Source organism: Paraburkholderia sp. GAS38, from assembly GCF_050434965.1.
Taxonomy (GTDB): Bacteria; Pseudomonadota; Gammaproteobacteria; order Burkholderiales; family Burkholderiaceae; genus Paraburkholderia; species Paraburkholderia phenazinium_A.
On record NZ_JBNDJO010000010.1, the window covers coordinates 38,656 to 51,354 of the forward strand.

Sequence of the window (12,699 nt, forward strand, 5' to 3'; positions counted from 1 at the left end):
TGTGGTGCAGTCGTACAGGGCGGGGCCGCTGTTCGGCGCCCGCTTAGCCGGGGCTTTCGTATAATCGCGCGATGAAAACCCAATTCGAAGAGCGCTTCGGCTTCCTGATTTCGGACGTGGGCCGCCTGACCGGCAAGCGTTTCGACGATCTCGCCAAGTCGAGCCTCGATCTGACTCGCGCGCAATGCCGTGTGCTGGCTTATCTCGCCCACTACGGGGACGTCAACCAGGCCCGTCTCGCGGACCTGCTCGAGGTCGCGCCGATTTCGGCCGGGCGTCTGCTGGACCGCATGGAAGAGGGCGGCTGGATCGAGCGCTGGAGCAATCCCGAGGACCGCCGCGAACGGCAGGTGCGCATGACCGCCAAGGCCGAGCGCGCGCTCGGCAAGGCGCGCAAGGTCGGCGACGAAGTGGCCGCGGAGGGTCTGAGCGGCTTCAGCGACGAGGAGGCGAAGCAGTTGATCGCGTTGCTGCAGCGGGTGCGCGGCAATCTCAGCCGGATTGTGGATCGCTAAACGGTGATAGAGGGTGCGCTCGCGCGACGGATTGGCCCGTCCGTTTCCGAGCAGGCCATGCCCGCTAAACCCAGAGTTTCCACGGGACCGGCTGCCATCGCGCGGCAGGCGGGGCGGGTGCGTTCGTTCGCGATTGGGGGCCGGCGAGGCGCATCATCAGCAAGGAGTCGACGGCCGATTCGAGCGTCTCGAGTTCGACTGGCTTGCGAATAAACACATTCCAGAGCGCCGATTTGTCCGCGGGCGGCGTGCGGCCCGACGACATCACCACGGGAATCTGGGCGAGCGCCGGATAGCATTTCAGGCGCTGGCACAACTCCACGCCGTCGGTGCCCGGCATGTTCCAGTCGGTGACGATCAGATCGGGCAGACAGCGGCTCGCTTTCGCCAGGGCCGTCTTGCCGTCTTCCGCGACGATCACGTGGTGGCCGCGCTCCTCCAGCACAAGCTTGAAAAGCCAGAGCGAATCGATCTCATCGTCGACGAGCAGAATGGTAGACATGGTTCCAACATTCAGATGCCTTTCCTGCTTTGGCGCAACAACCATGCCGCCAGGGCACGGGGGTCGCTGTGATGCGGTACGGTGGTCGTCAGTCCGCCTGCGCGATGAGCCTCGTCAACTGGTCCGCCGACACCGGCTTGGTCACGTGCACGTCGAAGCCGGCCTCCGTGGCGGCCCGTTTATCTGCCTCGCCGGCATAGCCCGTTAGCGCGATCAGCCGTGTGCCGGCGAGACTCGCGTTGGACCGCAGTATCCGCGCGAGCTGCATGCCGCTCATATCCGGCATGGAGACGTCGATCAAGGCCAGGTCCGGAACGAACGTCTCGACCGCGGCCAATGCATCCGCGCCGCTGTACGCAGTGCGGACCTCGTGCCCGTCCATTTCCAGCAACATGGAGAGGGCGTCGATGGCGTCGGCCTGGTCGTCGACGAGAAGTATTTTTTTGGGTTGCGTCATTGCGTGGGGGCTAAAGGGTCGGGTGGATGCGTCTAGCGCCAAAGTTTTTGCATCAGTGCGAGCAGGGCGACCGGCGGTGTCCCTTTGCGGCAGTAACCGTCGAAGTTGTGCCGCGCCGTGCCGGTTTCGCGGACATGATCGTCATCGAGCGACGTAAAAGCCACGATTCCAAGGTTCGTCGTGGGTAAGTACGTGCGCAAGGCCTGAGCGGTTTCAAAGCCGTCGCGCTCCGGCATCATGATGTCGAGCACCACCACATCCGGGACCCAGTCCCTGACACAGCGCAGTGCCTCGCCGCAACCGCCGGCGGTGCGCGTTTCAACGCCTTCGTAAGAAAGATAGGTGGCAAGCGCTTCGGCCGCGTCGGCGTTGTCGTCGACCACCAGCACGCGCGGGTGGACGTTGAGGACACGAATCTTGCGGGCGCTCCAGGTTTGACAGAGTGATGGGGACGGGGCTTGGTGCAATTCTCGAATGCCTTTAATACGGGTTCTTAAGCGTGCAGCAAGGCTCATGCCACGGCGCGATCAACGCGGCGGTCGGTCACCCTTGCAGAGTTGTTCGATCGTAGTCAGAAAAATTTGCATGGGCGCGGGCTTGCGCAGGCAGGCATTCCACGTTTGCACCTCTTCGACGCTGGGCGGCGCGGCCGAGTGAATCATGATCGGCACGCGGGCGAGGTCAGGATGAGCCTTTAGTTGGCGGCATAGCTCGGCGCCGCCCATCAGGGGCATCATCCAGTCGGTGATCACCAGATCCGGGATGCTTTCCTTCAGACGCTCGAGTGCCTGGAAACCGTTGCGTGCACAACATACCCTATAACCTTCGTCGAGCAGAATGGCCTGCCATGCGGCGAGGATTTCCGGGTCGTCATCCACAAGCAAAATCGAGTGCATTTGCAATGGCCAGTTCGTGAACGTCGTTTTAGCCGTTACAGGCACGCAAAAGCCGTTCCATTGCGTGTGGTTGGGGTCATAATGACTTCGCTTTCAAGGGCCGTGGGGCGCGCGTGGCCGGTCCGAACCCCTGCCGCAAAGGGCTGCGGGCCTGCGGCGGCAGATCTGACCGGGGCGAATGTTCGGATGAAGAGCGTCGTCGATACAGCGCGTGCCGCGTTCGATACGGTAGATGTCGATTCCTTTTTGTAGAAACGTTACTCACCGAGTGGCCGTTATGACTGATACACCCAAAGGGCCTCTGCGCGGGTTCGCCGATTTTCTCCGCAGCGAGCGGGTTCGCTTGACCGAGCAGTGGATGAAAGAGGTCTTCGGCGACGTCGACCTGATCGAGGCCGACAAACTGACGTACGAACAGCTTGCCGATCACCTGCCGGAGATTCTCGACGGGTTGTGCGCCGCGCTCGACGCGGAGGATCTCGAGAAGGTGGAGCCGGCCATCGAACGCGACGCGCGCATGCATGGTCTCGTGCGCTGGCGCCAGGGATACCGGATCGAGGAACTGGTGCGTGAACTCGATCTGTTCCATCAGACGCTGGCCGGGGCTCTCGAGACATTCGCCGATACCGAAAGCGGCTTCACGCGCCGCCACGAAAGACGGGCCCGGCGCCTGATTGCCGAAGCGTTGAGTTTCGTCACCTTGACGTCGATCCGCGAGGTGGTGAGCGAGCGCGACCGGAAAATCGACGACTACACCGGCAAGCTCGAACGCGCGAATCACGAATTGAAGCTCAACCAACGGCTGGTCAGCGATCTCCATGAGTCGCGCATGCAGATCACCCGCAGTGTGGTGCATGACCTGCGCAATTTCCTGAATGCGTTCTCGGTGGCCTTGACGTTGATCGGGCGCGCACCGGCCAAGGCTGAGGCCGCGTTGACGCTGGCCCATCGTCAGGCGGCGGATATGAAGCAACTGGTCGACCAGATGGTGGAGTATTCGGTCGTGCTGGGCGATAACAGTCCGTCGGAAGCGGAGCCGTTTGATGTGAGGGCGTTGTTCGACGAACTGGTGACTTCGTGCCGACCTGCTATCGAAGCAAAAGGCTTGCGCCTGAAAACCGCCTGTGACGCCGAACTCGTGTCCGTGACTTCGAATCGTCTCAAGGTGAAGCAGGTGGCGCTCAATCTGTTGTCGAACGCGACCAAGTACACGGCCACGGGCGAAATCGAACTGGCTATCGGCGGCGCGGGAGAGGGCCACTGGTCTATCCGGGTCTCCGATACGGGCATTGGGATCGCGGCTTCGGATGCGGACCGGGTGTTCGATGAATTCGAGCGCGCCGCCGGTGACGATATACCGGGCACAGGGCTGGGCCTTGCGATCGTCAAGGAGCTTTGCCGCGTACTGCATGGGCAAATCCGCTTCGAGTCGCGTGAAGGTCGTGGGACGACGTTTGAGATCTGCTTTCCGCTTGACCTGGGATTAGTGGAGTAGTCGGGCAGCAGGTTTGCGTCGCCGGTTGGCGGTTGCATTCTTCGCGGAGCATACTGCCCCCTCGCCAGGTTCGGACAAGGGACAGTCGTGAAGCGATGGATTATTCGTATTGCATCGGCGCTTGTTGCGCTGATTGCTTTAGTCGTATTGACAGGCAGTGGTTATGAGTTCATTCAACGGCATCACGTGACGCGGGATTTTCCTGCGCAGGGGACGCTAGTCGATATCGGTGGCCGCAAGATTCAGCTTGATTGCAGAGGCACGGGATCGCCCACGGTTGTGTTCGAATCAGGTCTGGATATCAATGGGTCGCTGAGTTGGTCCGCTGTTCAGGATGCGGTGGCTAAGACCACGAGAGCCTGTTCGTATAGCCGCGCAGGCATCATGTGGAGCGACGCGCCAGGTCGCGCTCAAAACGGCCGGACCGTGGCCGAGGATCTGCACAAGACCTTGAACGCAGCCGGCGAGCATGGTCCGTTCGTGCTGGTCGGGCACTCGCTGGGCGGTCCCTACATCATGACTTATACCCATTACTACGGTCAGGACGTCGCGGGTCTGGTGTTCGTGGATGCTTCGCATCCGGACCAGACGCAACGGCTCAAGGGTGTGATGCCGGAGCAGAGCATCTTCCTCGGCAAACTCGCCGCGTCGCTCGCCTGGACCGGCGCGTTGCGTCCCGTTGCGCCCGTTCTGGTTCCGCAGGAGTCGCACCAGGATCTGCACGATGTCGAGACGATTCGCGCGTACGCGCCCACGTCTCTCGGTCCGATGATGCTTGAAGACGAAGCGCTAAACGAGACGCTCACCGAAGCGGGGACTTTCCGCCAGCTCGGCAACCGGCCGCTTTTTGTGCTGACCGCCATGGCGCCGTTCTCCGATGCGGAGCTTCAGTCCATGCAGATCACGGCTACGCAAGGGCAGAAAATCAAGGCGGTCTGGAAGCAGATGCAGGACGACGAGGCGACGTGGTCGTCGAGAAGTCAGCATCAACTCGTGAACGACTCGAGCCACTACATTCAGTTTTATCGCCCTGATGCGGTGATCGACGCGGTGCTTTCGGTGGTCGGGACTGTGCGGGCGGATCAGCATCAATAGTTCGATGCTGGATCGCGCAGCTTGCGAATGCACGCTGCATGAGCGCAAAACGTGGCGTCACGCGTGTCGCGCCTCACGCACGTTTTGGCAACTTTTTATTGACAAGCCATAGCGTGCAATAGAAACTTCAAGACATGAAAGCGCCCGCCCATATCGCCACCGCGACTAAACACCGAATGATCGTACGTTGGTACGAATCATCGGAGGCGTGTGTGCGTTAGCAATTTGCAGTAGCGCAAGTCACAAGGCCTCGCCGGAAACGGATGAGGCCTTTTTCTTTTGGTGGCTCCTCCGTCTCGCGGCTCAATCGACGGAGATGACCATGCACGACGCTAGCCAGCAGTCCGATTGTTCCTGCTTCCCTCATGACCATTCTGTGCGCGCGATGCATGTGCCGAGGATGGTGATTCACTTAAGCCTTCTGCCGCGGCAGACCATGTCGTGGCGCGTGATGGCCCACTGCGAAATCCGCGCTCATGGCGAGCGTGTCTGGTTGACGCGCATCTTTTCTCCGTACGACCACTGGCTGCAAGCGGGAGATGTGATCCGGGTCGCGCGCGGCGAACGCATCTGGTTGAGTGCAGACGGCGAGCGTCCAGCGGAAGTGACTTTAACTAGCGAGTACGTTGGGCGACGACGTAGGTTCGATCGATGGCCTGTGGTGCGCTGGGTGGAGCGCGCTTTCGATAGCTTGTTGCCGGTGGCGCGGTAAGGCGCGATCGACGCTTGCTGGTTGGACTGATTACTACGTTATATATAGGAATGCGAAATGAATTCGGATGTGCAGAAGCCAGTGGCGAATAGAGATGTCGCAGGTTGGAGAGGGTTTGTTTCGGGCGAGGGACTGCAGTGGGTGGTTGGCATTGCCAACATGCTATTGATACTCGGCTTGTTTGTATTGGCTGTCGCGAAGGCGCCGTCGAGCGTGAGGTCCAATAACGCGCGTTGCCTTCAGCAGGTCGCCAACGAGGAGCACGTGAGTCTGGAAGCGTTCTTTCAGAATCCGGCGGAGCAGGATGCGCTGGTCCAGGCTATGAATGTCTGTTCCCGGTGAGCCTACTGTTGAGGCGGCATGGTCGAGTCGTAAGGCTGAACCAGTTCCGAGCATGTGAACTCACCCGTTGTCGAACCTGTTTTCGCGTCGGCGACGCGGTGAGTCTCATTGCACGCGAACATGCTCGCGTCTTTTTGCAGGTAGTAGACGGTTGTGACCAGACTGAGGCTGCCAGGCGACGGGGCATGGTCCACCGCGACAAGCTTGTATCCGCTTTGGATCAAGGTCGCGAAGGTGGTCGAGGCATCTTTCCATTGCTGGTTCGGAGCCGCGTGGGCAGACAGGGCGGCGAGGGAGAGGAGGGCTGAGGCTGCGAGGTTCTTCATCGGGGGGCTTTACTCTCGGAAGGTGTGTTTATACTCGACACGCGCGGTGAGGCAAAGGTTCAATTTGTTGGGCCGGGAGGGAGCGTTGCTCTTGACCATCGGAACTCGCAATCGTCACGCCTCGCTCGCCGACTTCACGAACAGGTGGCCAAGTCTGCTGGCGAGGATGAACCATCCGACTGCGGCATTCAGAAAGACCTCGAGCAGCCAGCCGTGAAAAAAGCCGGATGACGTAGGCCCGGAGAAAATGCCCGGCAAAAAGAAGCCGAACATGCACAGCGCTGCTCCAAGCAGCAGCCAGCCGAAATCGACGGCTCGCTGAGCGCTCGTTGTGAGGATCGGCATAGTCAGGAAAATTACGATTCCGAACCCGAAAAGCATGTTTAGGATTGGAATCGACATGACGAAAGAGAAGATGAAAATGAACATCGTGCGACCGATGTTCTTGCTGCGCTGCATTTGGGTTTCAACGCTTGCGATCTTCGGTTTTTGCGCTTGCATGGTTGTTCCTTGGAAAAGCGCCGAGGCCGCGCGGTTGGCGGGCGTCGGCGAAGGGGCCGCTGAAAGGGTCATTAGGGCCTGGAAAACTTGACTAGCTCGACGTGGGTACTCGTCGGCGCGACGCCGGCTGCTTTGTCGGAGAAGTCGGCTTTCACGATGCGACCGACGCTCGGGGCATACCAGTCCGTTTCGCTAGTGCGCCCGCCCCCTTTGTTTCCCCCGCCTGCGGACCATGAGACGAGCTGCTCGACGCGCAAAGCTTCGAACGAGCCTGCAGCGGTGTCAACGCGCTCCACGCCGACGACCTTCGTTTGCCGCTGGCCGATGGCTTCCCACGAGCCGGAGTGATAGGCGTAGGACGAGGTCCATTCGTCGCCGACGCGTAAAGGGAAGCGAAGCTTGCCATCGCTCGGCTCGTAGCTGGCCGTTCCCAGCTTCACGATATTGCCGTTGGCGTCGAGGATCGTCGCGCCACCGTTGACTATCGCGCGGCCGTCCTCGACTCGCGCGACAGTCTGCGTGTAAGTTGAATTTTTGGCGGGTTCAAGGTCGTTCCTGTATTGAAACGTCCAGGTCTCGCCCGTGACGTAGGCGGGCGCGTCAGCTTGCGTAAGCGGCGCCGGCTGGGCGACGGGAGCGGGAAAGCTCGCCGGAGACACGGCGGAGGCCGCGATTGCCGCTGAAGCGGCGAGTGAAGTCAGGTCCATAATCAGCAATCCAAAATGGTTCAAAAAGTGGGCGACCGCCGCTCAACGCTTGCCGTTGCCGACTGCCCGCGCGTCAGCCTTTGCCGACGTCGCTGGCGATCCATCCATCCGAGCCTTTGAGCATGCGAACGCGACTGGCTCCGCCATTGGATTCAAGGTCGCATACGTAGGCCTTGTCGCCATCGTTCTTGCAGCCGATGAGCTTGATCCCATCGACTGCCTGCTTTTGCTGGTCGATTTGCTTGTCCAGGAAGGCGCTCTTGCCCATTAGCTGCTCGGCTTGCGCGCGCCCGGCCTCGACTTGCTTTTGCAGCGCGGCGCGCACATCGCCCTCGCTCGGAGAGCCACTGCATGCTGACAGCAGAACAGAGACGCAGATGGTGCCGACGGTGGCCGCGCGTTCGATTAGTTGTTTCATGTCGAAATCTCTTCAGTTCAGGATGATTCGCCGCGGTGCGACTTGCTTCAAGGCATTGGCTTCGCTTGCGCTTGACGAGCTGGTCGACGTCGGCGCGCCGATCGGCGTGTTGGCGGTCGCGGCGGTCGTAAAAGCCCAGGACAGCGAGAAGGGCGTCGCGGCCAGAGACGTGTTCGAGAGCGTGCCGGTCACTTTAACTGTGTAAGTCGTGCCCGTTTTCAGCGGCGAGAACGGTACGCACATGGCCTCGCGCGCCGCCTCGGAGTTGTTCGAGCTGTCGACTTCCTGGCACGGGACGCTTGCGCCCGTGGAATCCGTGATAACGAACGACACGTTCGAGAACGCGGCGTTGTCTCCACCCGTTAGCGTCACCGGATAGCCGACCACCGTGTTTTCATACGGCTGAGATTGCGTCGTCTGCGCCATCGGATTGGGGCTTTCGTTGGCGAACCACGAGGTGTCGACGTTCAACATGCCGTTGTATGGCCACGCGACGAGTTGGCTGTCGGCGATGAACTGCTTGTAGTCGGCGAAATCGACAGTCAGCGTCGACAGTTGGGAATCGCTTGTTGTGTTCGCGACGCCAACCCCGGCATGCACTGAATCGAACAGGGCAACCGCGCGATGGAACGGAGCGTCAAAGAGCCCTGTGATCGCTTCCGTGGAATTTGCGAAGGGCCCTGAGAATCCGGCTGTGATCTCGCCGACGGACTGAGTCGAGTAATAGAGGTTGACTCGTTCGAGTGGCGTCGCTGCGGTGTAACCCGCTTGTCCCGAAGTCTCGTCGTGCCCGACGATGTCGTTGTCCTGCTCCCAGATCGAATGGTTTTGTGCCGCCTGGGCCACGCCCGTCTGCGACGAAAGCGCTGGCAGACCGATTTGCGCGCGCTGATAGTTGATGAAGTTGAGCGCATCCGTTGTCGTGTCGCCGGTCGCGGCGAACGAGCCGGCGCTTGCGCCCGGCGCGGCGAGCAGGGCGACGCTTGGCGCTGCGGCGCTCGAGCTTGTGCCACTGGAAGATTCCCCGCCGCTGCTACCGCCCCCTCCGCCGCATGCGGCGAGCATGCACGCCGCCGCTGCGGCGCAAATTGCTGTTCTTTTCATGATGGTCCTGGCTGTTGCCGGAGCATCGACGTCCAATCCGTCGATCTCCGTGCGTTAAATGAGGCGTATTGCGTTCTCGCTATAGCGTTACGCGTCAACTTTTTGTGCGTGGCGAAGCTGATACGAGCGTCTCGCGTCGTTTTTTGTGACGCCAGGAGGCGACAAATGACAAGTGAGGCGTCGGGCAGCGATGGCCAGGCGCCACGAGGCTGAGCGACAACGAGCGCGGCCGCATTGCAGCGCGTGGGCGCGGCCAAAGGCATAACGAAGGTTTCCGCGATGCAGATCGCATCGAGTGGCGCGGCCATCTTTTGCTTCGACAACTGGCGACGCTCGGCCTGCGTTTGGATTGATAGTTCTCGACATGACGATTCCCCGATGATGGTCGGAGCGACTTTGTTGTTTGCCGTCGCGCCCTGACCGTTGTGCAAATGATCGACAAAAGGCACCCGGAGCGTCCCTCATTTTGTCCACGAAAACCCGTCGTTTTGTCCAACGTGTCGTTTTGTGAGTTCTCGATCTTTTGAATGACAGGTTTCGCGAATAAGATGCGGAAAAGCCAAAAGGGGTTGTCAATGCCGCAGCCATTGCGATTTGATAGCGCGCGCCTTAAAGCGGACGACGCGGAAGAAATTTGGCGCGAAGTGATGCGCCCCATGTATGAGATTGAGCGGTCGAAATCAGATCTGGCCGCCCAGATAACCGCTTGGAGCCTTGGCGGCACGATGCTGCTCACACATCACGCCGCGAAAGACGAAGTGCAATTCCGGCGGACGCGGAAGCGCATCGCGACTTCCGATTTGGACCAATACCTCGTCCACTGCCTGCTTGGCGGCGAACTGATGTCGGCGTCCGCGGAGGGCGAGCAGCGAGTGCCGCTCAACTCCGTCGCTGTTCGCGACATGTCGCGCGAAAACATTGGCTTTGCGCGTGATGCACCCATGCTGACTCTGAGCATTCCACGGCGAGCGCTGGACAAACGCATGCCTCAAGGGGCTGTTCTGCACGGCGCCTGTTGGGATGCGGCTGACCCTGTCGGCGCGCTCGTCGCGTCTCACATGCGCGCCTTGGCACAGGTCTTGAGCGAGATGACGGACGAGCAATCGAGCGTTGCGGCGGAGGCCACGCTGGAATTGCTCGCTGCGTGCCTGTTGCCGAAGGCGATTAAGCGTGAAGTCACAAAAGACGACCCGCGCCTGGCCCCGATGCTGCGCACGCAAGCAGAGGCGCACATTGAACGCCATTTGATCGATCCTGAACTGGGCGTCGCGTCGCTCTGCAAAGCGCTAAAGGTTTCCCGAACCGCTCTCTATGACCTTTTTGCGGTATCGGGCGGGGTGGCTAAACACGTTCGGGAACGCCGGTTGGATGAGGCGATGCGTCGCCTGGTCGACCCGAAGCGGCTGCGTGAGCGCGTCGGCGAGATCGGTTATGGCGTGGGGTTCGCGAGCGAGACGACATTTGCGCGCGCGTTCAAGGAACGTTTCGGATGCGCACCTAGCGAGGCGCGTGGGGAGCAGTTGGCGCCGAAAAAGACCACCGTGGATGCCGCGATGGACAACCTGGAGGCGATGCGCGCGGCGGTGATCAGTCTGCGGGCATGACAAAGGCGGTCCGAATGGCGTAAAACATCAAGCGCGAAAGCGCGACCCTATCCTTCGCCATACCGTTGAGTCTGGGTGTCAACGCGCACGGCCTCGCCGGCAGCGCGCGAGTTTACCGCCCAAACAACAAGCCCCGCCGCTCAGTGAAGAGGGGCGGGGCCGTCAGCGAAACTGGTGGCGAATCAGGGATTCGAACCCCGGACCTGCGGATTATGATTCCGTCGCTCTAACCGGCTGAGCTAATTCGCCTAAAGAAGAAGCGAGATTATGAAGATGGCGGTGGGAGCTGTCAACCCCTGCCGCCCAACATTTTCACCCTTCACCGCCGAGACCCTAACCGGACCCGGCGGCGGGAGGCGCAAGCCTCAATCCTTCGCGTAAATATCCGAGTCCTTGGTTTCCTTGACGAACAGCACGCCAATCACAAACGTGATGAGCGCGATCACAATCGGATACCACAGCCCTGAGTAGATATTGCCCTTCGCCGCCACGATGGCGAACGCGGTAGCCGGCAGGAACCCGCCGAACCAGCCATTGCCGATGTGATACGGCAGCGACATCGACGTATAGCGGATCCGCGTCGGGAACATCTCCACCAGCATTGCCGCAATCGGCCCATACACCATCGTCACGTAGATCATCATGATGGTCAGGATCACCACGCTCATCGGCCAGTTGATCTGCGACGGATCGGCCTTGGCCGGATAGCCGGCGGCCTTGAGCGTCGAGCCGAGCGACTCGTCGAACGCCTTGCCCTGCGCCTTCGCGTCCGCCGCCTTGCCGTCGAACGTGTTGATCACCGTATCGCCCACCTTGATCTGCGCGAGGGTGCCGGCCGGCGCCGCAACGTTGTCGTAGTTCAAGCCCGCCTTCGACAGCGCGCTCTTCGCAATGTCGCACGACGAGGTGAACTTCGCCGTACCCACCGGGTTGAACTGGAACGAACACTCATCCGGATTGGCGATCACCACGATCGGCGACTTTTGCGTCGCGGCTTCGAGCGCCGGGTTGGTGAAGTGCGTGAGCGCCTTGAACAGCGGGAAGTACGTCAACGCGGCGATCAGCAGGCCGGCCATGATGATCGGCTTGCGGCCGATCCGGTCCGACAGCGAGCCGAAGAACAGGAAGAACGGCGTGCCGATCAGCAGAGCCAGCGCAATCAGGATGTTGGCGCTCGAACCGGCAACCTTGAGCGTCTGCGTCAGGAAGAACAGCGTGTAGAACTGCCCCGTGTACCAGACCACGGCCTGGCCGGCCGTCAGCCCGATGAGCGCGAGAATCACGATCTTCAGGTTCTTCCATTGGCCGAATGCTTCGGTCAGCGGCGCCTTGGAGGTCTTGCCTTCCGACTTGATGCGTTCGAATGCCGGCGATTCATGCAGTTTCAAGCGGATCCACACCGAGACCGCCAGCAGGATGATCGATGCAATGAACGGCACGCGCCATCCCCAGACGCCGAACGCGTCCTCGCCGATCGACGTCCGCACGCCGAGAATCACGAGCAACGACAGGAACAGGCCGAGCGTGGCCGTCGTCTGGATCCAGGCAGTGTAGAAGCCGCGCCGGCCGGCCGGTGCGTGTTCCGCGACGTAAGTCGCCGCGCCGCCGTACTCGCCGCCGAGCGCGAGGCCCTGCAGCAGCCGCATCGCGATGAAGATCACCGGCGAAGCCATGCCGATCGCCGCGTATCCGGGCAGAAAACCGACCAGGAAAGTCGAGACGCCCATGATCACGATGGTGATCAGGAACGTGTACTTGCGCCCGACCATATCGCCGAGACGCCCGAACACAATCGCGCCGAACGGCCGCACGGCGAAGCCTGCCGCGAAGCTGAGCAGCGTAAAGATGAAGGCTGCGGTGGGATTGACCCCGGAGAAAAAGCTCTTGCTAATGTAGATCGCGAGTGAGCCGGCCAGGTAGAAGTCGTACCACTCGAAAACCGTGCCTAGCGACGATGCGAAGATTACTCGCTTCTCTTCGTGCGTCATCGGCACGTGGGAGATTTGCCCGCCAACGGTTGCCATA

16 protein-coding genes and 1 tRNA gene are annotated in these 12,699 nt (G+C 60.9%); 6 read left to right on the forward strand and 11 right to left on the reverse strand.

Translation table 11 applies throughout. The annotated features are described in order from the left end of the window. Positions 1-71 precede the first annotated feature (71 nt). Positions 72-515: a MarR family winged helix-turn-helix transcriptional regulator gene (locus P3T42_RS22475; RefSeq protein WP_144157643.1), complete on the forward strand. Its 444-nt coding sequence runs from the start codon at positions 72-74 to the stop codon at positions 513-515. 64 nt (positions 516-579) lie between these two features. Here P3T42_RS22475 and P3T42_RS22480 read toward each other — a convergent pair whose 3' ends face one another. From P3T42_RS22480 to P3T42_RS22495, 4 genes are all read right to left on the reverse strand, one after another. Further along, a complete protein-coding gene (locus P3T42_RS22480) occupies positions 580-1,017 on the reverse strand; it encodes a response regulator (protein ID WP_429307290.1) in 438 nt (145 codons plus the stop codon). Between the two features lie 88 nt (positions 1,018-1,105). After that, entirely contained in the window at positions 1,106-1,474 is a 369-nt protein-coding gene (locus tag P3T42_RS22485; protein WP_074300718.1) for a response regulator, read from the reverse strand. A 32-nt stretch (positions 1,475-1,506) separates the two neighbouring features. Next, complete coding sequence (locus tag P3T42_RS22490; protein WP_074301756.1) at positions 1,507-1,890, reverse strand: response regulator; 384 nt, start codon at positions 1,888-1,890, stop codon at positions 1,507-1,509. A gap of 111 nt (positions 1,891-2,001) precedes the next feature. After that, on the reverse strand, positions 2,002-2,415 hold the full coding sequence (locus P3T42_RS22495; protein ID WP_429307291.1) for a response regulator: 414 nt from the start codon (positions 2,413-2,415) through the stop codon (positions 2,002-2,004). A 232-nt stretch (positions 2,416-2,647) separates the two neighbouring features. On the opposite strand from P3T42_RS22495, the gene P3T42_RS22500 reads away from it, so the two are divergent. The 4 genes from P3T42_RS22500 to P3T42_RS22515 all read left to right on the forward strand — a co-directional run bounded on the left by P3T42_RS22500 (position 2,648) and on the right by P3T42_RS22515 (position 6,014). Continuing rightward, on the forward strand, positions 2,648-3,865 hold the full coding sequence (locus P3T42_RS22500; protein WP_429307292.1) for a sensor histidine kinase: 1,218 nt from the start codon (positions 2,648-2,650) through the stop codon (positions 3,863-3,865). Positions 3,866-4,144: 279 nt separating this feature from the next. Next, entirely contained in the window at positions 4,145-4,960 is an 816-nt protein-coding gene (locus tag P3T42_RS22505; protein ID WP_429307293.1) for an alpha/beta fold hydrolase, read from the forward strand. A gap of 322 nt (positions 4,961-5,282) precedes the next feature. Further along, positions 5,283-5,672: a DUF2917 domain-containing protein gene (locus P3T42_RS22510; protein WP_429307294.1), complete on the forward strand. Its 390-nt coding sequence runs from the start codon at positions 5,283-5,285 to the stop codon at positions 5,670-5,672. A gap of 57 nt (positions 5,673-5,729) precedes the next feature. Beyond that, complete coding sequence (locus P3T42_RS22515) at positions 5,730-6,014, forward strand: hypothetical protein (protein ID WP_429307295.1); 285 nt, start codon at positions 5,730-5,732, stop codon at positions 6,012-6,014. Between the two features lie 2 nt (positions 6,015-6,016). Here P3T42_RS22515 and P3T42_RS22520 read toward each other — a convergent pair whose 3' ends face one another. The 5 genes from P3T42_RS22520 to P3T42_RS22540 form a co-directional block, all read right to left on the reverse strand. Continuing rightward, complete coding sequence (locus P3T42_RS22520) at positions 6,017-6,340, reverse strand: hypothetical protein (RefSeq protein WP_429307296.1); 324 nt, start codon at positions 6,338-6,340, stop codon at positions 6,017-6,019. A gap of 114 nt (positions 6,341-6,454) precedes the next feature. Continuing rightward, positions 6,455-6,841, reverse strand: coding sequence for a hypothetical protein (locus P3T42_RS22525; protein WP_074300713.1), 387 nt, complete (start codon positions 6,839-6,841; stop codon positions 6,455-6,457). 71 nt (positions 6,842-6,912) lie between these two features. Continuing rightward, a complete protein-coding gene (locus P3T42_RS22530; protein ID WP_429307297.1) occupies positions 6,913-7,548 on the reverse strand; it encodes a hypothetical protein in 636 nt (211 codons plus the stop codon). Between the two features lie 73 nt (positions 7,549-7,621). Then, complete coding sequence (locus P3T42_RS22535) at positions 7,622-7,966, reverse strand: hypothetical protein (RefSeq protein WP_074300711.1); 345 nt, start codon at positions 7,964-7,966, stop codon at positions 7,622-7,624. Positions 7,967-7,978: 12 nt separating this feature from the next. Continuing rightward, entirely contained in the window at positions 7,979-9,070 is a 1,092-nt protein-coding gene (locus P3T42_RS22540) for a CAP domain-containing protein (protein ID WP_074300710.1), read from the reverse strand. A 575-nt stretch (positions 9,071-9,645) separates the two neighbouring features. Between P3T42_RS22540 and P3T42_RS22545 the strand changes: the two genes are divergently transcribed. After that, positions 9,646-10,674 (forward strand): helix-turn-helix domain-containing protein, encoded by a 1,029-nt coding sequence (locus P3T42_RS22545; protein WP_171991727.1) that lies wholly within the window; start codon positions 9,646-9,648, stop codon positions 10,672-10,674. Positions 10,675-10,846: 172 nt separating this feature from the next. Here the strand turns inward: P3T42_RS22545 and P3T42_RS22550 are convergent. Both P3T42_RS22550 and P3T42_RS22555 read right to left on the reverse strand, forming a co-directional pair. Then, a tRNA-Met gene (locus P3T42_RS22550) sits at positions 10,847-10,923 on the reverse strand. Between the two features lie 116 nt (positions 10,924-11,039). Next, positions 11,040-12,698 carry an MFS transporter gene (locus P3T42_RS22555; protein WP_074300708.1) on the reverse strand — a complete coding sequence of 553 codons (1,659 nt, stop codon included), beginning with the start codon at positions 12,696-12,698 and terminating at the stop codon, positions 11,040-11,042. Between the last annotated feature and the right edge of the window lies 1 nt (position 12,699).

Excerpts from the sequence above, each read along its gene's own strand:
- P3T42_RS22545 (WP_171991727.1), top strand. The coding sequence starts at position 9,646 with ATGCCGCAGCCATTGCGATTTGATAGCGCGCGCCTTAAAGCGGACGAC.
- P3T42_RS22540 (WP_074300710.1), bottom strand. The coding sequence starts at position 9,070 with ATGAAAAGAACAGCAATTTGCGCCGCAGCGGCGGCGTGCATGCTCGCC.
- P3T42_RS22525 (WP_074300713.1), bottom strand. The coding sequence starts at position 6,841 with ATGCAAGCGCAAAAACCGAAGATCGCAAGCGTTGAAACCCAAATGCAG.
- P3T42_RS22510 (WP_429307294.1), top strand. The coding sequence starts at position 5,283 with ATGCACGACGCTAGCCAGCAGTCCGATTGTTCCTGCTTCCCTCATGAC.
- P3T42_RS22520 (WP_429307296.1), bottom strand. The coding sequence starts at position 6,340 with ATGAAGAACCTCGCAGCCTCAGCCCTCCTCTCCCTCGCCGCCCTGTCT.
- P3T42_RS22535 (WP_074300711.1), bottom strand. The coding sequence starts at position 7,966 with ATGAAACAACTAATCGAACGCGCGGCCACCGTCGGCACCATCTGCGTC.
- P3T42_RS22500 (WP_429307292.1), top strand. The coding sequence starts at position 2,648 with ATGACTGATACACCCAAAGGGCCTCTGCGCGGGTTCGCCGATTTTCTC.
- P3T42_RS22485 (WP_074300718.1), bottom strand. The coding sequence starts at position 1,474 with ATGACGCAACCCAAAAAAATACTTCTCGTCGACGACCAGGCCGACGCC.
- P3T42_RS22475 (WP_144157643.1), top strand. The coding sequence starts at position 72 with ATGAAAACCCAATTCGAAGAGCGCTTCGGCTTCCTGATTTCGGACGTG.
- P3T42_RS22555 (WP_074300708.1), bottom strand. The coding sequence starts at position 12,698 with ATGGCAACCGTTGGCGGGCAAATCTCCCACGTGCCGATGACGCACGAA.
- P3T42_RS22480 (WP_429307290.1), bottom strand. The coding sequence starts at position 1,017 with ATGTCTACCATTCTGCTCGTCGACGATGAGATCGATTCGCTCTGGCTT.
- P3T42_RS22515 (WP_429307295.1), top strand. The coding sequence starts at position 5,730 with ATGAATTCGGATGTGCAGAAGCCAGTGGCGAATAGAGATGTCGCAGGT.
- P3T42_RS22530 (WP_429307297.1), bottom strand. The coding sequence starts at position 7,548 with ATGGACCTGACTTCACTCGCCGCTTCAGCGGCAATCGCGGCCTCCGCC.